This window comes from Mammaliicoccus lentus (genome assembly GCF_002902755.1).
Classification (GTDB): Bacteria; Bacillota; Bacilli; order Staphylococcales; family Staphylococcaceae; genus Mammaliicoccus; species Mammaliicoccus lentus.
In genome coordinates, this window is sequence record NZ_PPRS01000006.1 from 83,026 (window position 1) to 101,182 (window position 18,157).

An 18,157-nucleotide genomic window follows, 5' to 3' on the forward strand; every position below is an offset into this window, starting at 1 on the left:
TATACCTACTTTCTACCTATAAATGCAAGCATTCTTCCAGTATTTCCTTGTTCTACTCTATAGGAAAAGAACTTATCTGTTTCACTAGCTGTACAATGATTTGTCTTAACGATATGTTCTGGTTTTACACCATAAAATATAGCTAACAATTCATTTGCTCTTTTCAAATCTATACCATGTTTATTCTGACCTCTATTTTCAATATATAAAGATGAATCAATTGGTAAAGACTTAAATTTATTGTAAATATCATCGTTAATTTCATAACTATTTGAAGTTGAAGGACCGATAACAATTCTAAGGTTCTCAATATCACCTTTATAGTTTTCAATCATTTCTTTAATGATTTGCGATTGAGTTCCTCTCCAACCTGCATGACAAAGTCCGACATACTCGCTATTCGTATCATACAAATAAATTGGTACGCAATCAGCAAAACACATTGTCAGTAAAATATTTGATTCATAAGTGTATAATCCATCTAATCCATATAACTCGTTAGTAAGCTCTGAGATATTTTTACCTCTATCTGATGATTTAACTTCTTGAATTTTATTTTTATGAGTTTGGATTGGAAACACCCATGAATCACACGAGAAGCCAATCTCCTCAGCTAATATTCTTTGGTGTTTTGTAATATTCTCTGGATTATCATCTATATAACGCGCCATGTTAAAAGCATTATTTGGGTAAGGACTGTGACCATCAGTTCTTGTTGTGATCCCAATTGTTAAATCAGGTCTTTCTTGAACATTATATGATAAGTGGTGATTTTGCTGACTAAATATTTCTTCCATGTTATCTCTCCTAATAAAAAAAGTCATCAGGACATATGCCTGATGACTTTTAAAGTTCATTTATCGTCTAGAGCGTCTAGAACGTCTATCTTCTCTATTTCGAATGAAACTTGGAATATCACTATCATCAGTTGATTCATTTGCAGCAGGTTTACTTTCAAATGAAGCTTTTCTATCTAGTGACTCTCCTTCATCTCTTTTTGAAGGTGCTTCTGTAGTTCCACCAAATGCTCCGCCACCTTGAGGTTTGCGCGCACTAGAAGGTTTATCATTAAAACCTGTTGCAATTACTGTAACGACTAATTCGTCTTGTAATTCAGGATTAATAACTGTACCAAATATCATGTTAACATCTTCGTCAGCAGCATCTTGAACGATATCAGCAGCTTCTTGTGCTTCGAATAGAGATAGTGATTCTCCACCCGTAATGTTCATAAGGACACCTTGAGCGCCTACGATAGATGTTTCTAATAATGGAGAAGAAATTGCTTTCTTAGCCGCTTCAATTGCTCTATTTTCACCAGAAGAAACACCGATACCCATTAATGCTGAACCTTGGTTAGACATAATCGTTTTTACGTCTGCAAAGTCTAAGTTTACTTCACCAGAAACAGCGATTAAATCAGAGATACCTTGTACACCTTGACGTAATACATTGTCTGCTTCTTTGAAAGCTTCCATCATAGGTGTAGATTTATCTACAATATCTAATAAACGATCGTTAGGAATAACGATTAAAGTGTCTACTGAAGCTTTCATAGATTCTACGCCAGCTGCAGCTTGTGTTTGACGTTTGCGACCTTCAAAGCTAAATGGACGAGTAACAACACCAACTGTTAATGCACCCATTTCTTTAGCAATTTTAGCAACAACTGGTGCAGCACCTGTACCAGTTCCGCCACCCATACCTGCAGTTACGAATACCATATCTGCACCTTGAATAGCATCTTCTATTTGTTCACGAGATTCTTCAGCAGCTTTTTTACCAATTTCTGGGTTAGCACCTGCTCCTAAACCACGAGTTAATTTTTCACCAATTTGAATTTTTGATGACGCTTTAGATAAGTTTAACGCTTGACCATCTGTGTTAATAGAAATAAATTCTACATTATTCATACCATGGTCTATCATACGGTTTACAGCGTTGTTACCGCCGCCACCAACACCAATTACTTTTAAAGTAGCTAAATGATTAAATCCTTGCTCAAATTCTAACATTTATTATCCTCCTAATCTTTATGACCCATCAATCAAATAACGATTTCATTAATTTCTTGAATACACTTGGCTTCTCTTCTTGACTATCCGAATCATAATCAGCTTCGGAGTGATTGTCGTTACCAGAACTTGAAGCTTTTGTATCATTATTTTTGTCTTTGTTTTGTTTTTTCTTAAACCATTGTTCATAAGGTTTTGCTTTAGATTCTTGATTTACTTCATCATAAGTTTCTTCTTCAATTGTATCCGCATCATAATTATTCATTGTAACATAATCTAGTAGCTCATCAAAGACAATTCCACTAGATATGGTAGAGATACTTGACGTAAATTCTGGTTTGCGAATTCCCATTTGAGATGGTGTGTGTATACGTACTTTTTCGTTCACCATATCTTGTAATAATTCTTTAATTCCTAATAGATTTGAAGTACCGCCAGTTACGATAAATCCACCGTTAACGTTTGTAATACCCATATCTTGTAATAAATCAAAAACATCGAAGAAAATTTCTTCCATTCTTGATTCAATAATTTCACTTAATTCTTTTTGAGTAAATTGTGCGTGACCTTCTTCATTGATTTGCTCAACACTGAAAACATCTTGATCAGATGCTGAGTCATAGAACGAATGACCATATTGTTGTTTGATTTTTTCAGCGTTGTCATATGTAGTATTTAATGCTTTAGCAATATCTGTTGTAATGCTTCTTCCTGCCATTTCAATTGTATCCCCATCAACAAGATTGCCTCGTTCATAGAAACCTACTTGAGTTAAATCTTCACCTATATCAATGACACAAGCGCCTAACTCAACTTCTGTTGGCGATAAGATTGACTGATAATTATAAGCATCTGAGAATACTTCTAATACATCTACACCACATGATTCTACACATTTAATTATATTGATTAAAAGTGATTTAGATGTTGCAATCACACCAGCTTCAACCTTCAATGATTGTGTAGCAACCATTTCTTTAGGGTCTGAAACTTCATGCAAATCATCTACTATGAATTTCATTGGGAATACCCCAACAACTTCGGTTTCAGGTACGTCATTCAATCCTCTTATGCCTTCTAAGACAGATTCTATGTGAGCACCATCAATCTCTGTTTCCGTTCCTTCAAATGGTATTTCATATTTTTCATCATATATTTCCGTATTTACGATAGGCATTTTTAAGAAAACTTCTTTAATGTCTACTCCAGAAGCAATCGCCGCTTTTTTGATTGTATCTTTAATTGCTTGCTTAGCAATATCAAAATCATCTATACAACCATTTCTTATTCCATTTGTAAACGTTTGCCCTGTACCTATCACGTTAATGCCATTATGAAATTTTTCTCCTACAATTACTTTTACACTCGATGAACCTATATCTAAACTAATATAATAATGTTCCTCCATCGATAGGCACCTCCTCTAAGACATGATAATCTAATTTACACTATTCTTAGTTTACATGATTGATGTTTTAATGTGAACTAATAATAGGTTTATTTGTTGAATTTTTAGTTAATCTGATGATTTTTCTGTTGATTTTGGTTCTTCATCAGATTTTTCTAGTTCTTTTGATAAATCTTGTAATGCTTGATCTAACTTTTGTTGCTCAGATTTTGTATTTTCTTCTTGTTCACTTTCTTTATTTGCACGCTCTTTTTGTTGTTCTTTAGATTCATATGGTAAGAATGTAGCACCGACTTGTAAATCAACAAAACCTGGTGTTTTTAATTCTCCAGTATTATCTCTCTCTAATTTATCAGATATGCTAGGATAATAGTTAATTTTATTTGCAAAAGTTTGAATATCTCCAACAACTTCTACATTATCTGTCATAAACATTTGGATTCTATTTTGATTATTTTCACCTGGTTTATAATTAATTTCTGAAATCATTGATTTCACTTTAGGTTTTACTTTCTTTAACTCTGGTACAATTTTGTTTAATTTTTTAGAAGTGAAGTCATTTAAAATCGGAACATCGATTGGTAAATCTGTTGATATTTTTTTGATAGTAGAACCGTTTTCCAATAGTGGTTCATACCCTTTTTTATTTTTGATTAAGCCTATTGTTTCATATTCTTTAACATTTACGATTAAATCATTAGGAAAACGACGCTTTATTTCAACATTTTTAATACCTTCGATTTTTTCAATCTTAGATTTCATTTCGCTCATTGGCAAATTATAAATTCTAGAATCAGATTTTATATTTAATGCTTTTTCGATATCTTTTTTAGCAACAAGCTTTTCACCATTAATTTCTACTTTATCTACTTTACTGATATCCGTAAACATATATAAAACTACTAACAAGACAAGGAGTATAACACCAATGAATACGCCTAATTGAATTTGTCGTCTACGCTTTCTTTTTGTTTTTAGACTTTTAAGGTGTTTATCTTCTGTAGCCGTTTCAAATTGTAAAATATCTTCATTTTTATCAGAACTCTTACTCACTGTTGTCACTCCTTATAACCATTTTTCTAGAATGAAGGTAAATGTTTTTGGAAACTCTCAATAAATTCATCTCCACGTGCTTCAAATGTATCGTATTGATCCCAACTTGCGCATGCGGGAGATAATAATACAACATCATTAGATTGAATATGATCTTGTATTAAATCAACAGCACCTTTAACATCTTTAGCTTCTAGTACTTCTTTACCTTGACTTGCACCTAAAGTTTTTAATTTACCTTTTGTTTCACCAAAAGTGACCATTAATCTAACTTTATCCATATAAGGAATTAAATCGTCGAAATCATTACCTCTATCTAATCCCCCACATAACCAAATAATTGGTGAATTAAATGAGCTTAACGCAAATCTTGTTGCTAATGTATTTGTAGCTTTCGAATCATTGTAATATTTATTACCTCTGTTTGTTCCTATGTACTGTAGTCTATGTTTTATCCCAGAGAATGTAGTAAGGGTATGAACTATAGACTTGATATCTACTCCGGATATAATAGAAGCGAGAACTGCTACTAATACATTTTCTAAATTATGCTTACCAGGTAATACGATGTCATTCGTGTTAATAATACGCACACCATTATATACTACATAATCGTCTTTGATGTATATCCCGTTTACCTCTTGTTCTGTTGAAAAATATAAAATCTTTGATTTAATTTCATCTTTGTCAATAAGATGTCTTTGTTCATAATTAAATATTAGATAATCATCTTCAGTTTGATTTTTAAATATATTCTTTTTAGCATTTTGATACTCTTCTAATGAACCATGATAATCTAAGTGAGCTGAATAAATATTTGTAACAATTGCAATATGAGGCCTGTATTCAACCGTTCCTAGAAGTTGGAATGACGATAACTCAGTAATTAGGTAATCATCTTTCGTCACATCTTGTGCTACTTTCGATGCTACAACACCTATATTGCCCGATACTTGGCCTTTCACTTTGCTGTTTCCAAACATATCACCAATTAGTGAAGTAACTGTAGTTTTCCCGTTTGTTCCTGTGATACCAATTATAGGCGCTTCAGAAATATAATAACTTAACTCAATTTCCGTTATGATTTTTAAATTTTTATTTAATGCCTCTTGTAATAAAGGGATTTTATATGGGATACCTGGGTTTTTAACGATTAATGGATTATTATCCAATAAACTCAGTGGATGTTCACCACTAATAACTTTAATCCCATCATTTACAAGCTCCAATGCATGTGGATTGTTCGTTAAATCTTGTCCATCATTTACTATAACGTTTGCACCTAGTTTCTTACAAAGCTTAGCACTTTCATATCCACTTTTTGCTAACCCTAAAATCAAGACGTTCTTATCTTTCAATCCAGTATATGGCTTCACTTTACATCACTCCAATCCATAGACCTATAGCCCCTGTAATGATACCAGTAGCCCAAAATACTAATACAACTTTCCATTCACTCCAACCTACTAATTCAAAATGATGGTGCAATGGACTCATTTTAAATATTCTTTTCCCAGTAAGTTTATACGAAGTTACTTGTAGCATTACAGATAAAGTTTCAATAACGAATACAAAACCGATCAATAATAAAGTAATTTCTTGATTTAACATAATAGAAATAGTTGCAAAGATACCGCCTAATGCCAAGCTACCTGTGTCACCCATAAATACTTTTGCTGGATACTTATTATAAATTAAGAATCCAATTAAACTAGCTAACATCACTAAACAGAATAACCCTATTTCTGGTTTATCTAAAACAAATGACAATATTGCATAAAATGCAAATGCTATAACAGATAACCCAGTCGATAAGCCATCTAATCCATCAGTTAAGTTAACAGCATTACTAAATCCTACTTGCCAAAATATAATAAACACGATATAGAATACTGATAACGGTAATGACCAATCAGTAAACGGTATATTAATCGCTGACTCAAATTGATAATTTGGTAACGCAACACTGACAATATAAAATATTACAGCTATTGCAATTTGAGCTAAAAACTTCTGTTTACTCGTTAAGCCTTGGTTATTTTTTTTAACGACAATTATATAATCGTCTATAAAACCAATCAGTCCAAAACCTATTGTGACAAATAATAATAAAATTAGTGGTCCGATTTGGTCAGCGAAAAATAATGCAATAACCGTCACTACAATGGTAGAAAGTAAAAATGTCAATCCGCCCATTGTTGGTGTGCCTGTTTTTTTCATATGACTTTGAGGACCCTCTTCTCTTATACTCTGCCCAAACTTAAGTTTTTTAAGTGTGGGGATAAGTATTGGTACAAGAATCAAAGTCAATAAAAACGCAATGACAGGTAGCGTAAAATTCATAATAGTTCACCTTTTCTTTTGTTTATTTATCAGGAATCATCTGATTCTTTAGAATCATTCGATTTCTCTTCTTTTTTATCTTTATTATCTTTCTCTTTATCTTCTTTATCTTTTTCACTTGTATCTTCTTCTGGTACTTGTCCTATTGAATCATCTCCATTTGGATGATTATTAGACAACGTAAATTTAACTTCAGTGCCTGATTTAATTTTTTGATTTTCATCTACTGATTGTTCTTTAACATAACCAGAACCTTCTGTTTCAGCTTTAATACCAGTCGCTTCTTGAAGTTTTAATATATCACGTTTTGTCCATTTTTCAGTATTAGGCATTGTTAGTTCGCCATCTGTCACAAGTAATACTCTTTCTTTATCTTGTACGCTTTTATCTTTTAGTGGTAATTGTTTTATTATTTTTTCTCCATTACCGATAACGACAGGTTCTAATTTCTTACCTTTTACAATGTCTGTAGCCTTTTTAGTTTCCATATTAACAACATCTGGAACTTTTGAAGAGTCATTTTTCTCTTTTCCTTCACTTTCTTCTACATCTAAATATTTCAATGTATTCTCCATTATTGGATTAAAGCCACGAGAAACACCATATTCATAAGCTTCTAAGTCTCGTTTCTTAGCTAGTGACATACCTGCATAAACTACTACTTCTGGATCTTTAGCTGGTGCATACCCCATAAAACTTACAAAGTAAGGATTAGCCCCATCTACGTATCCGCCACCTTTAGTGTCAGGAACTTGTGCAGTACCTGTCTTACCAGCAACACGATATCCATCAATTTTGTAATTGGTTGCATTACTGTCTTTACTATTTACCACTTTATCCAATTCAGTCATCGTTTTCTGAGCTGTATCTTTTGAAATTGGATTACCTACTACTTTTTTCTTACCTTCTTTAATCGTTTCTTTAGTTTGTTGATTTTTTATTGATTGAACATAATATGGTTGTAACATATTACCTTGATTTAAAATCGCAGTTTCTGCCTGTAACATTTGAATTGGCGTTACAGTTGTAGATTGTCCAAACGAAGATGTTTTTCTTTGAAGTTCATTATCAAATGCAATGTTACCAGGAGCTTCGCTATCGAATAAACTTCCTGTTTTCTTACCAAAACCGAATTTTTCATAATAAGTTTTCGCTTTATCTGCACCAACTAAATCTTGTAATTTCATCATTAAAGTGTTTGCTGAATATGTGAATCCAGTTGTCATAGGTATATTACCCCAGCCATCATCGTTCCAGTCATAAATTTTAAATCCGTCAATTTCTCTATGACCTGTTTTGAATTTTTTATTAGGTTCGAATTTGCCTTCTTCAATTGCAGCAGCTAGTCCGTACGTTTTAAATGTCGAACCAGGTTCATATGTATTTTGATATAAATCATTCGCCCATTTTTTACCAAAGTCTTCTTTTGTATCTGGATTAAATGTCGGTCGTTGACTATAGCCTAATATTTCACCTGATTTAGCATCCATAACAACTGCAAATAAATCTTCTGGTTCATAACGATCAACCATTTTATCTAATGCATTCTCAACAAATACTTGGATATTCGAATCTAATGTTAGATGTACATCGTCACCATTTTTAGCTTCAATATTATCTTCTGAGTTTGGTACTAACATGCCCCAAATATCTTGTTTATAAGAATTTTTACCTGTCTTACCTTTTAGATAACTATCAAAGACTTTTTCAGCACCATATACACCTGTTAACTTATTAGTTTCCTGATCTTTATCAGCTAATCCTATAAGATGGGATGCAAAATTTCCATTTGGATAAAATCGTTTCTTTTCGGTTTCAAAAGTAATACCTGGAAGTTTTAATTTCTCAATATCTGTTTTTTGCTTATAAGTTAAATCTTTTCCTTTTTGACCAAATTCAACTTGGAAAGCATTTTTAGTTTTCAACCTTTTTAATACATCTTTTTCATCCATTTTTAAGATTTTCGAAAGTTCTTTTGCTGTTTTCTCTTTATCTTTTACGTGCCTCGGTTTATCACTATCTTTACTCATTTTTTTATCTAGAATAGCGACCAATTTATAACTATCCGTGTCTTCTGCTAACACTTTTCCATTTCTGTCATAAATTTTACCTCTTTCAGGTTGAGCAACTGTTTGTCTTAAATATTTTTCACTTGCTCTATATGCTAAATCCTCTCCAGCAGCTTGTCCGCTGATCATGAGGTAGGAATATCTTAAGACCAATATAAAAAAGAGCAGTCCGAAAAAACTTACTAAGAGGACTGCTCCTATTTTATTTTTCTTTATTTTAATTTTTGGCATCACTACGCACTACCTTTACATTGTTGTTATTCAACTTAAGACCATAGTCTTCAGCTTTTTCGTAGATACGTTCATATGATGACTGCTTCATAGATTCTGTTTTCAAATCACCATTAGTAGTTTTTTGCTCTTCAATTTTATTATCTAATTCTGCAATTTGAGTTTTATTATTGTACGCATCCATTTTTAAAGATAGCATATAAATACTTATCAACGCAATCATAGTTATTAGTGTTATGTATACAAACTTTTCTATCCTTGATATGCCAACTACTTTACTTTTGGTAACTTTTTTTCTTTGCGGTTCGACTTGTGGCTCTTGCCACTCGTCAGGTCTATAATTTGGATATATTCTCTCTACTGCCATTCAATTGCCACTCCTCTAACTACTTTAAGATTTCTGCTACTCTTAGCTTCGCACTTCTTGCTCGGTTATTTTCTTCAAGTTCCTCGTCATCAGAAATAATAGGCTTTCTGTTAACTCTTTTGAGTTTAGGTTGGTATTCCTCAGGTACAACTGGTAATCCTCTTGGGACATCCGGCCCTTTTTCATACTCTTGAAATACTTGTTTACACAAACGATCTTCTAAAGAATGGAAAGTGATAACGGAAATCCTCCCACCAACTTTGACATGTTGTATAGCTGCTTCAATAGATTCTTCAAAGGCTCCTAGCTCATCGTTCACTGCAATTCTCACAGCTTGAAACACTCTTTTAGCTGGGTGTCCGCCTTTTCTACGCTTAGCAGCCGGGATTCCTTCTTTTATCAAATCCACTAGTTCGAAAGTCGTTTCTATAGGAGCATTTTCTCGTCTTGCTTCAATCTTTCTAGCTATTTGTTTAGAGAACTTCTCTTCACCATATCTAAAAAATGTTTTAACAAGTTGCTCATACGGCCATTCGTTTATCACTTCATATGCAGATAGTGATTGAGTTTGGTCCATTCTCATATCAAGCTTTGCATCATAATGATAACTAAAACCTCTTTCAGGAGTATCAAGTTGCGGACTTGAAACGCCCAAGTCATAAAGCACACCATCTACTTTGCTTATATCTAATGATTCTAATATATGTTCTAAATTTCTAAAGTTGTCTTGTACAAAGGTTACTTTATGGATATGATCCTTCAAAATATTTTTAGCATGTTGAATAGCCGTCTCATCTTGATCGATTGCAATTAGATGACCATCATCATTCAATTGTTCGGCTAGGTATAAACTATGCCCAGCTCCACCTAATGTACAATCTACGTATGTACCATCGGGTTTTATGTCTAATTTGTCTACTGTTTCTCTTAATAGTACTGATACGTGATGAAACATTTACTCCACTCCTAAAAATCAATATCGATGAGATCTTCTGCAATGTCCTCAAAATTGTCTTCAGATTCATCATAAAAATCATTCCAAGTGTTTCTATCCCAGATTTCAATTCTGTTAGAAACACCAATTACTGTACATTCTTTACTTAAATTTGCATATGTTCTTAAATTCTGCGGGATGTTAATACGTCCTTGTTTGTCTAATTCAACTTCAACAGCACCTGAGAAAAACATTCTCATAAATTTACGTGCATCTTTTTTTGTAATAGGTAAGTTTTTTAATTTTTCTTCGATGCGTGCCCACTCTTCAAGTGTATAACCAAACAGACATTTATCTAGGCCTCTAGTGATAATAAAACGTTCATTCAAATCATATCTAAATTTCGAAGGTACAATCATACGTCCTTTAGTATCTAATTGATGTTGATATTCACCCATGAACATTTTATTTCACCTCACCTTATTTATAATTTACCACATTCCCCCACAATCCTCCACTATTTATACAAGTTTTCTCAAAATTTGTACAATACATAAAAAAACACCGAATTTACAAGTCTGTAAATTCGGTGTAACCGTTGATATTTCTATACTTCTATTGTTATATGTTCGAAAGTGTAACAAAGTGGTGGATAGGTGGAGGGACTGAACACATCTGTCCCAAATTGATTCATAATTTGTACCGGATTCCACACTCTTTCTTGCAAACCTTGGTGAGGGTGTAACGTATTTTCTATTATTTCAAAATGTCTCATACTAATTTCGTTTTCTCTTTCAACATTCAGTAAATATCGATCTAATAAGTACTGATACTGATGTTGATGAATTTTGTTGTTTTTTTCTATTAATTGTCTATTTTGATATTCATCACCAATTTCATCAATTAATTTATGGTGGAATGATGTTTGTATATCTTTCATTTTTTCAATTTCTCTTAATACTTCATCAGATGCTTGAGCACGTATAAACTTATCTTTATCACTTTGTACGCCCTCTATTAAAATATCATTTATATCTAGTTCATATGATTCTATAACTTTTTTCGCTTCTTGAGTTAAATAACTTATACGCATTCTAGGTGTTACAATTGGCATTTCAATATTTAATACGTTGAATACACCTTTTAACTCTCCCCAATAGATTATTTCGCTTGGACCACCAATAAAGCTTAAAGTATTAAATAAATATTCTTCCATAAGAGGTCTTGTTACCACATTATTAGAAAATCTCTCTGGGTAATTATCTATTAGTTGTAGCAATTCATCTTCACTAAATACAACCTCAGAATCCTTACTTAAATAAAAAGCATTTTTATCCGCCATTATTAATTGACGTTTGTCATTATACTCATAGAATAAATGTACATTCGTATCAGTCAAAATCATGCGATTTTTGATAACTTCTGCAAAATTATTTTGCGTTGTTCTGAAGGCTTCATCAACTTGTTTATAATTATTTATAATTTGTTTGAAGAATGGTTTTTCCATTTCTCTTAATCTTGGGTGATGAGCATCAATCACTAATAAACCGTATTCTTTAAAAATTTCATGTGTTAAATATTTAAACATATCACTCCATGAATGAGCATTCTTTACTATTTGAGTGATTAACGATTTTAAATCTTTTGAATGTTTTGTTTCTCCAATAGATTTAAACATATCATCTAAAGCTTTCAATATAAGCTCTTCGTCAAATACATATTCAGAAACACTTTTTTCTGGTGGTTCTACAGTATTATATTTGATTTTATTTAACTGTCTTGTTATACGGTCATACGCGTATGTATGATTCACTTCATCAAAATCATGATCTTCCCCAGCAATCCAAAATACTGGTATGATAGGTTGATTTAATTTTTGACTTTGCTCTTTAGCTAAAATAATGATAGAAATGATTTTATGAAATGTATAAAGTGGTCCTGTAAACAACCCCGCCTGTTGACCACCAATTACAACTTTATGACCTTTACTTAAATTTTGAATATTAGTTTCTTGAGCTTTTGATAAAGTTAAATCAGACATATAATTTCTTATAACATGTGCTAATATTTCTTCTCTACCATTAGCAGATGTCTCGCTTCGTCTAACGAATTCATCTTGTAAGCCTGGCTTATAATCATAAAAATTCAGTATTTCTTCACTTTGATTAGTGTATCTATCTATGAAACTATTTTGCTTATCAATTAACGTCTTTATACAGTCCATACGTGTCTTTCTCCTTCAGAATTGATTACTATAATAAGTATAAAGATTATAGCTAAATAAAACAATCTAACGGCTTATAATTTAAAATTTGTTATAAATGAAGTATAATTAAGAAAAGAGCAAGGGGGATTATCATGGCAAAAGTAGAACATTTACAAATTAATTACAAAACAGAAGAAGCATTTGAACAATTCCGAAACTTCGGTAACGAAGGTTTATATATGGTAGAAGAACTAAAAGGCAAAATTATAGATGCAAGTTCAGATTCACCATTTTTCGGCATTTATGTTGGGGATAAATTAGTAGCTCGAATGTGCTTATTCAAGCAAGATGAAGTTGAGAAGACTTATTTCCCTAACTTTAGTGATTATTTAATTTTATGGAAACTAGAAGTGTTAAAAGATTATCAAGACAGAGGTTACGGATTGCAATTATTAGACTATGCTAAAAGCTATGGCCTACCGATTAAATGTATTGCACGTAACCAATCTAAAGATTTCTTTGTAAATCATGGATTTAAAGATATCGAGCAACAAAATCAATCTGGAGAAGACGTTGTAATTTGGACTCCTTAAATAAAAAACAGTCTGGAATATAATTCCTAACTTAAAATAAATAGCATCTCATTTCACTGATTTATTCAGTTAGAAATGAGATGCTATTTTGTTATAGTCGTCAATTAAAATTTAGATATAACGTGTTTAGTTAAAATTTCTTTCGTCTTAGAGGCGACACCCTCTTATTGTGTTAATACGTACGATATAACATAAGCTGTTATCAATAAAAATGCGATTATATGTGTCTTCTTAAACATGACCAACAAAGCCATGAATTCTCTAACATACGTGTTAGGATAAAAGTATGTCTTTGAAACACCACCTGAAACAGTAGCATCAATCTTTAATTGCTTTGATAAAAATCCAGCTCTCAATATATGAAAATAATTCGAAACAATAATCGCAAACGGATTTACTTCATATTTTTTCATAATATCATAAGAATATATAAGGTTCTCTTTAGTATTTGTAGATTTTTCTTCCATAATAATATCTTTATTTGATACCCCTTGACTCAACAAATATTTACGCATAGCTTCTGCTTCACTTACAATTTCGTCTGGTCCTTGGCCTCCACTTACTATAAACACCGCATCTAAATTTTTCTTTTTTATTTTAATTGCTTTATCTAATCTTGCTTGAAGTAATGGCGTTACTTTGTCTTCTATAATGCCTGCTCCTAAAACGATAATGAAATGACTTTTTCTTTTTCTTGATAACCCACTTACGATCCAAGCATAAAGATTTTGAAATATGAAGATAATGTTTAAGTAATAGAATATTAGTGATACGTATACAATCCACACACCTTCATAAAATTTTAAAATTGAATCTGGCTTAAAACTAATGATTAAGAAATTAATAAGAATAAAAACACCATAACCTAAAACAAGCATATTATTAACAAATTTACCTTCATTCGCAATTTTCTTTTTGGTATTGAGAAGTGACAATAGCATAACTACAATAATTAATACACCATAAAACATATTAAGAATTAATAAGTAATTCACATTCATATTTAATTCAAAACTTGGGATGATTATGTTTACAAATATACTGATTAAAACCGACATAAAAATAATAGCTAGAAAATAAACATTTTTATATTGGCGAAATTCTATTTTAAAACTCAATAAAAATATTATTAAAAAAACAATACCCACTGTCATTATGCTCACCCCTTCCCATTACTCATAACAATAAAAGTATATCATCATAATGAAAAATATTCATAAAATAAAGAATAAAATCATTTTATTAATTATCAGAATATTCAAATAACGTATTGTATTAGGTCAATGTAGCTGATATACTATTCAACATTACATAAACTTTTTAGGAGGCAATAACAATGAATGATGAATCGAATAATAAATTTTCCGAATATATGATCAACATGTCGTATCACTCAGATATAGGTTGGTCAAAACCTGTAATAAGACCTTATGCCCCCATAACAATTTCACCTAGCGCGCAATGTTTACATTACGGTCAAACAGTTTTCGAAGATATGATAGCCTTTAATGATAAAAATAACTTCTCCATTTTCAAACCATATGATCACTTAAATAAATTCAATCATTCTTTAACAAGATTAGAAATGCCCACCATTCCAATAGAACCTGTGATTAATACCCTAATCCAATTACTCAATGTTGATAGCTCTATAAACATTAATGAAGAAAACTCAATATACATACGTCCCTTTATGTACGCTACAGAAAGTAAATTAGGTGTAAGTAAATCTGAAGAATATAATTTCAATATTATAGTTTCAACTATTCCAAAACAATCAGATCAATCGTTACCAAACGCTATTTCATTATATGTGGAACAAGAACTTGTAAAATCAATAAGAGGAGACGCAGGTTACACACAATTTGGAGGCAGCTTTGCTTCACAATTTTTAGCACAAAAGCAAGCTCAAGAAAAAGGATATGATAACGTACTATGGTTAGACGGTATAGAAAAGAAATATATAGAAGAAGTTAGTAACAAAAACATCTTTTTCGTAATCAATAATGAAATTGTAACTCCAAAATTAAATGGGAGTATTAAACCAGGAATTATGCGCCAAACTATAATCAAACTCGCTAATAACCTCGGATATCAAGTATCAGAAAAAGAAATAGCTATAGAAGATATCGTATTAGCAAATGACAAAGGTATATTAAGCGAAGCCTTTTGCACAGATACATTAAATGCAATTACGCCTGTAAATAGAATTTCACACTTAAATAATGAGATAATACTTAATAGCAATCAAAAATCACGCATTACTCAACAATTATATAAAGCATATAAGGACATACAAACAGGCAAAGCAGAAGATATATTTAATTGGACATTAGATGTAAAGCAATTAAACGAAGTTGAAGCTTAAAATATATAAATCTTATGCAAAATAAAAATCCCAATCCGTTACATTAACTACAAAGCGGATTGGGATTTTTATTCTGTTTTGAATGTGCATATGACTATAATTTATTTGGCCTTTGTCTCTTTATGTTCTTAGCTTGTAAAGCATCTGTCACTTTAGATTGAATAATCATAGAATTATTTGGATTTTAAATAGCGTCTATAATTGTTTTTTCCTATAAAGGTTAATGATGTTTTTGCATATAGTATATTAATTTATGAACTTTCATCTCATCACCAACCAAACCACTCCTTTAATAAAAATATAGCTAGCTTACTCTAGTTTATAAATTGTAATATGTAACCTTAATGTAAAAATATTACCTTTTACTCATTTAGTTATAGTTTTACAATATTGTTAAGGTAATTATATACAATTAAAGCTCAAATTATTATGCAATATCTGATAATTTTCCAAGTAATTATTTTCTATCAAGGAAAATAAATTCAAATATAATAACCATAATGAGAAAATATCTTTTACTAGACATAGTACTACTGGTGCTAGTATTGGAGAAGATATATGCGTAAACGGATATTCAATGTAGCCTATATTAATAGAGATAGTTATACTTTTTTTAAGAAGAACATCAGAAATTAGAAATTGCCTTATTACAATTGTTATTTATGACGGCACTATCTAGATTAAAAAATGTGTATGAACTGCTAATTGGTTTAATCACCTGCAATTAGATTTATATTATAGAAAGTAATCCATTAAAGGTGTTTTAATATATAATTTCTAATAAGAAAGGGAGTTTTACATGGGAAGTTTTATTTTTACAGTTTTATGGTTTTTTATTTCAATTGCTTTTCTAACAATGTTTATCATCACCATTGTTAGAATTGTTAAAAAAGGAAATATTAAAGTTCCTTTAATTAGTTCAATAGTTTTATTTCTAGTAGGCTTCGCTTGTTTTGTTGGTATTTTTGTTGCATTACCAGTAAGTGATGATTATACAGTTAGCAAAAATGATACAGAAACAATAGACAAAGCTAAAAATACTACTAATAAGAATTCTGAATCTAAACCTACGGAACAGTCTACTGAAGAAAAATCTACTGCAGAACCTTCAACTGAAGAAGTTAAAACGGAAGAAAAAACTACTGTAGAATCTTCAACTAAAGAAAGTTTAACAGAAGAAAAAGAAGATAATAAACCTAATAGAGAGCAAAAAGCAGCTTTGAATAGTGCTAAATCATATTCTGAATATCTAAATATGTCAAAAGAAGGTATCTTTGAACAATTAACTTCAAAAGCTGGTGATAAATACCCAGAAGATATTGCTAGATATGCAGTGGAAAATTTAAAAGCTGATTATAAAAAAATGCTTTAGAGTCTGCCAAAAGCTACATCAACATAATGGATATGTCTAATGAAGAATTATACGATCAATTAACATCAAGTGCTGGTGATAAATTCACACCAGAAGAAGCTCAATACGCTATCGATAACTTGGATAAATAAGTAAGTACCTCACCTAACACGTGAGGTTTTTTAGTAAGGAGTGTAAATATGAAAGTTACTAAACATGGGGAAAAATCAATATAATTTCAGCTTTTGAGGGAAAAAGATACAGAAAACTTTGTTTTGAATCACCCAAAGATGCTAAATATCATGGGAAAAACATTTACTAGAATTGATACAAGGTTTTATATGAGTAATATTATGTTAAAAATCTTACTCGATCAAATTATCAGAACCTTATTAATCTATTCGCAAATTCGCATACTAAAGAAACTATAAGAAAACTTAATGAATATATTAAATCTAGTTTTGATGATGCTGTATTTGATGGACTTATGAAAAAGAATGTTTTTCGCAAAATAACATTCAATGTTAGAAACACTCAGAAAAATGAAAATGTATTATATATTTAGATATGGATTGTATTATGGAGATAGCTTGAAAATAAAAAAGACCAAACGTCAGTAACAGTTTACTTCTATTACACTCTGTAGATATGCACTTTTTCTATGTATATGATAACGTAAAAAATCACCGCCCTTATCACTGGGTAGTTTACATAGTATCAAAACAAGAAGAAATTCGTTTACACTCGTTTCAAAAACACAAAAATTAAGGGGATAAAAAATGAATATCGAACAAAAGCTTTTCGAAGACGCTAAAGCACTAATAAAAAAAAGATATCCAAAAGGATGGGGAGGTGCAGCAGCAATGTATTCAAAAAATGGTAAAATATACACTTCAGTTGCCCCAGAAATCATAAACGCCTCTAGTGCATTATGTATTGAAACAGGTTCAATCATAGAAGCACATAAATACCAAGACATCATAACTCACTCAATTTGCGTTGTTAGAGATGACGAAAAGAGTGAATTTAAAATACTTACGCCATGCGGGACATGTCAAGAAAGATTATTATATTGGGGTAATCAAATAAAAGTCGGTGTAACTAACGAAAATCAAGAAGTTAAATATAAAAAATTAGAAGAATTACAACCTAACCATTGGACAAAAGCCTATGATGATATAGATTTTGTCGAGTAATAAATCATAATTACTTTATTCCA

General features: G+C 31.2%; 17 protein-coding genes and 1 pseudogene. 5 read left to right on the forward strand and 13 right to left on the reverse strand.

Annotation, left to right across the window (positions count from 1 at the left end; translation table 11 throughout):
* Nucleotides 1-5: 5 nt before the first annotated feature.
* The 11 genes from pgeF to bshC all read right to left on the reverse strand — a co-directional run bounded on the left by pgeF (nt 6) and on the right by bshC (nt 12,644).
* Nucleotides 6-797 carry a peptidoglycan editing factor PgeF gene (gene pgeF / locus CD135_RS03230; protein ID WP_103268806.1) on the reverse strand — a complete coding sequence of 264 codons (792 nt, stop codon included), beginning with the start codon at nt 795-797 and terminating at the stop codon, nt 6-8.
* Nucleotides 798-857: 60 nt separating this feature from the next.
* Nucleotides 858-2,015, reverse strand: a complete 1,158-nt coding sequence (gene ftsZ, locus CD135_RS03235; RefSeq protein ID WP_017000549.1) for a cell division protein FtsZ — start codon at nt 2,013-2,015, stop codon at nt 858-860.
* Nucleotides 2,016-2,043: 28 nt separating this feature from the next.
* Nucleotides 2,044-3,423 (reverse strand): cell division protein FtsA, encoded by a 1,380-nt coding sequence (ftsA, locus tag CD135_RS03240; RefSeq protein WP_103268807.1) that lies wholly within the window; start codon nt 3,421-3,423, stop codon nt 2,044-2,046.
* A 108-nt stretch (nt 3,424-3,531) separates the two neighbouring features.
* Nucleotides 3,532-4,476, reverse strand: coding sequence for a cell division protein FtsQ/DivIB (locus CD135_RS03245; RefSeq protein WP_103268808.1), 945 nt, complete (start codon nt 4,474-4,476; stop codon nt 3,532-3,534).
* Nucleotides 4,477-4,502: 26 nt separating this feature from the next.
* Nucleotides 4,503-5,852, reverse strand: a complete 1,350-nt coding sequence (gene murD, locus CD135_RS03250) for a UDP-N-acetylmuramoyl-L-alanine--D-glutamate ligase (protein ID WP_064204074.1) — start codon at nt 5,850-5,852, stop codon at nt 4,503-4,505.
* Nucleotide 5,853: 1 nt separating this feature from the next.
* Nucleotides 5,854-6,819, reverse strand: coding sequence for a phospho-N-acetylmuramoyl-pentapeptide-transferase (gene mraY, locus CD135_RS03255; RefSeq protein WP_017000545.1), 966 nt, complete (start codon nt 6,817-6,819; stop codon nt 5,854-5,856).
* A 29-nt stretch (nt 6,820-6,848) separates the two neighbouring features.
* Nucleotides 6,849-9,119 carry a penicillin-binding protein gene (locus CD135_RS03260; RefSeq protein WP_064204075.1) on the reverse strand — a complete coding sequence of 757 codons (2,271 nt, stop codon included), beginning with the start codon at nt 9,117-9,119 and terminating at the stop codon, nt 6,849-6,851.
* Complete coding sequence (gene ftsL, locus CD135_RS03265; RefSeq protein WP_064204076.1) at nt 9,106-9,486, reverse strand: cell division protein FtsL; 381 nt, start codon at nt 9,484-9,486, stop codon at nt 9,106-9,108. The genes CD135_RS03260 and ftsL overlap by 14 nt, the downstream gene beginning before the upstream one ends.
* Nucleotides 9,487-9,505: 19 nt before the next feature.
* Nucleotides 9,506-10,441: a 16S rRNA (cytosine(1402)-N(4))-methyltransferase RsmH gene (gene rsmH, locus CD135_RS03270; protein ID WP_017000541.1), complete on the reverse strand. Its 936-nt coding sequence runs from the start codon at nt 10,439-10,441 to the stop codon at nt 9,506-9,508.
* A gap of 11 nt (nt 10,442-10,452) precedes the next feature.
* A complete protein-coding gene (gene mraZ / locus CD135_RS03275; protein ID WP_017000540.1) occupies nt 10,453-10,884 on the reverse strand; it encodes a division/cell wall cluster transcriptional repressor MraZ in 432 nt (143 codons plus the stop codon).
* A 143-nt stretch (nt 10,885-11,027) separates the two neighbouring features.
* A complete protein-coding gene (bshC, locus tag CD135_RS03280) occupies nt 11,028-12,644 on the reverse strand; it encodes a bacillithiol biosynthesis cysteine-adding enzyme BshC (RefSeq protein ID WP_103268809.1) in 1,617 nt (538 codons plus the stop codon).
* 134 nt (nt 12,645-12,778) lie between these two features.
* Between bshC and CD135_RS03285 the strand changes: the two genes are divergently transcribed.
* On the forward strand, nt 12,779-13,219 hold the full coding sequence (locus tag CD135_RS03285) for an N-acetyltransferase (protein WP_017000538.1): 441 nt from the start codon (nt 12,779-12,781) through the stop codon (nt 13,217-13,219).
* Nucleotides 13,220-13,383: 164 nt separating this feature from the next.
* On the opposite strand, the gene CD135_RS03290 is transcribed toward CD135_RS03285, so the two are convergent.
* Nucleotides 13,384-14,373: a YdcF family protein gene (locus tag CD135_RS03290; protein WP_103268810.1), complete on the reverse strand. Its 990-nt coding sequence runs from the start codon at nt 14,371-14,373 to the stop codon at nt 13,384-13,386.
* Between the two features lie 182 nt (nt 14,374-14,555).
* Here CD135_RS03290 and ilvE point away from each other — a divergent pair, with 182 nt between their 5' ends.
* Nucleotides 14,556-15,587, forward strand: a complete 1,032-nt coding sequence (ilvE, locus tag CD135_RS03295; RefSeq protein WP_103268811.1) for a branched-chain-amino-acid transaminase — start codon at nt 14,556-14,558, stop codon at nt 15,585-15,587.
* A 100-nt stretch (nt 15,588-15,687) separates the two neighbouring features.
* On the opposite strand, the pseudogene CD135_RS13295 reads toward ilvE, so the two are convergent.
* Nucleotides 15,688-15,771: pseudogene (locus CD135_RS13295) on the reverse strand (hypothetical protein); the annotation flags it as partial.
* A 615-nt stretch (nt 15,772-16,386) separates the two neighbouring features.
* Here CD135_RS13295 and CD135_RS13315 point away from each other — a divergent pair.
* From CD135_RS13315 to CD135_RS03310, 3 genes are all read left to right on the forward strand, one after another.
* Complete coding sequence (locus tag CD135_RS13315) at nt 16,387-16,959, forward strand: Ltp family lipoprotein (RefSeq protein WP_103268812.1); 573 nt, start codon at nt 16,387-16,389, stop codon at nt 16,957-16,959.
* A 26-nt stretch (nt 16,960-16,985) separates the two neighbouring features.
* A complete protein-coding gene (locus CD135_RS13320; RefSeq protein ID WP_017000534.1) occupies nt 16,986-17,090 on the forward strand; it encodes an Ltp family lipoprotein in 105 nt (34 codons plus the stop codon).
* 627 nt (nt 17,091-17,717) lie between these two features.
* On the forward strand, nt 17,718-18,134 hold the full coding sequence (locus CD135_RS03310; RefSeq protein WP_103268813.1) for a cytidine deaminase: 417 nt from the start codon (nt 17,718-17,720) through the stop codon (nt 18,132-18,134).
* Nucleotides 18,135-18,157: the final 23 nt, after the last annotated feature.

Excerpts from the sequence above, each read along its gene's own strand:
- pgeF (WP_103268806.1), bottom strand. The coding sequence starts at position 797 with ATGGAAGAAATATTTAGTCAGCAAAATCACCACTTATCATATAATGTT.
- ftsZ (WP_017000549.1), bottom strand. The coding sequence starts at position 2,015 with ATGTTAGAATTTGAGCAAGGATTTAATCATTTAGCTACTTTAAAAGTA.
- ftsA (WP_103268807.1), bottom strand. The coding sequence starts at position 3,423 with ATGGAGGAACATTATTATATTAGTTTAGATATAGGTTCATCGAGTGTA.
- mraY (WP_017000545.1), bottom strand. The coding sequence starts at position 6,819 with ATGAATTTTACGCTACCTGTCATTGCGTTTTTATTGACTTTGATTCTT.
- CD135_RS03260 (WP_064204075.1), bottom strand. The coding sequence starts at position 9,119 with ATGCCAAAAATTAAAATAAAGAAAAATAAAATAGGAGCAGTCCTCTTA.
- ftsL (WP_064204076.1), bottom strand. The coding sequence starts at position 9,486 with ATGGCAGTAGAGAGAATATATCCAAATTATAGACCTGACGAGTGGCAA.
- rsmH (WP_017000541.1), bottom strand. The coding sequence starts at position 10,441 with ATGTTTCATCACGTATCAGTACTATTAAGAGAAACAGTAGACAAATTA.
- mraZ (WP_017000540.1), bottom strand. The coding sequence starts at position 10,884 with ATGTTCATGGGTGAATATCAACATCAATTAGATACTAAAGGACGTATG.
- bshC (WP_103268809.1), bottom strand. The coding sequence starts at position 12,644 with ATGGACTGTATAAAGACGTTAATTGATAAGCAAAATAGTTTCATAGAT.
- CD135_RS03285 (WP_017000538.1), top strand. The coding sequence starts at position 12,779 with ATGGCAAAAGTAGAACATTTACAAATTAATTACAAAACAGAAGAAGCA.
- CD135_RS03290 (WP_103268810.1), bottom strand. The coding sequence starts at position 14,373 with ATGACAGTGGGTATTGTTTTTTTAATAATATTTTTATTGAGTTTTAAA.
- ilvE (WP_103268811.1), top strand. The coding sequence starts at position 14,556 with ATGAATGATGAATCGAATAATAAATTTTCCGAATATATGATCAACATG.
- CD135_RS13315 (WP_103268812.1), top strand. The coding sequence starts at position 16,387 with ATGGGAAGTTTTATTTTTACAGTTTTATGGTTTTTTATTTCAATTGCT.
- CD135_RS13320 (WP_017000534.1), top strand. The coding sequence starts at position 16,986 with ATGGATATGTCTAATGAAGAATTATACGATCAATTAACATCAAGTGCT.
- CD135_RS03310 (WP_103268813.1), top strand. The coding sequence starts at position 17,718 with ATGAATATCGAACAAAAGCTTTTCGAAGACGCTAAAGCACTAATAAAA.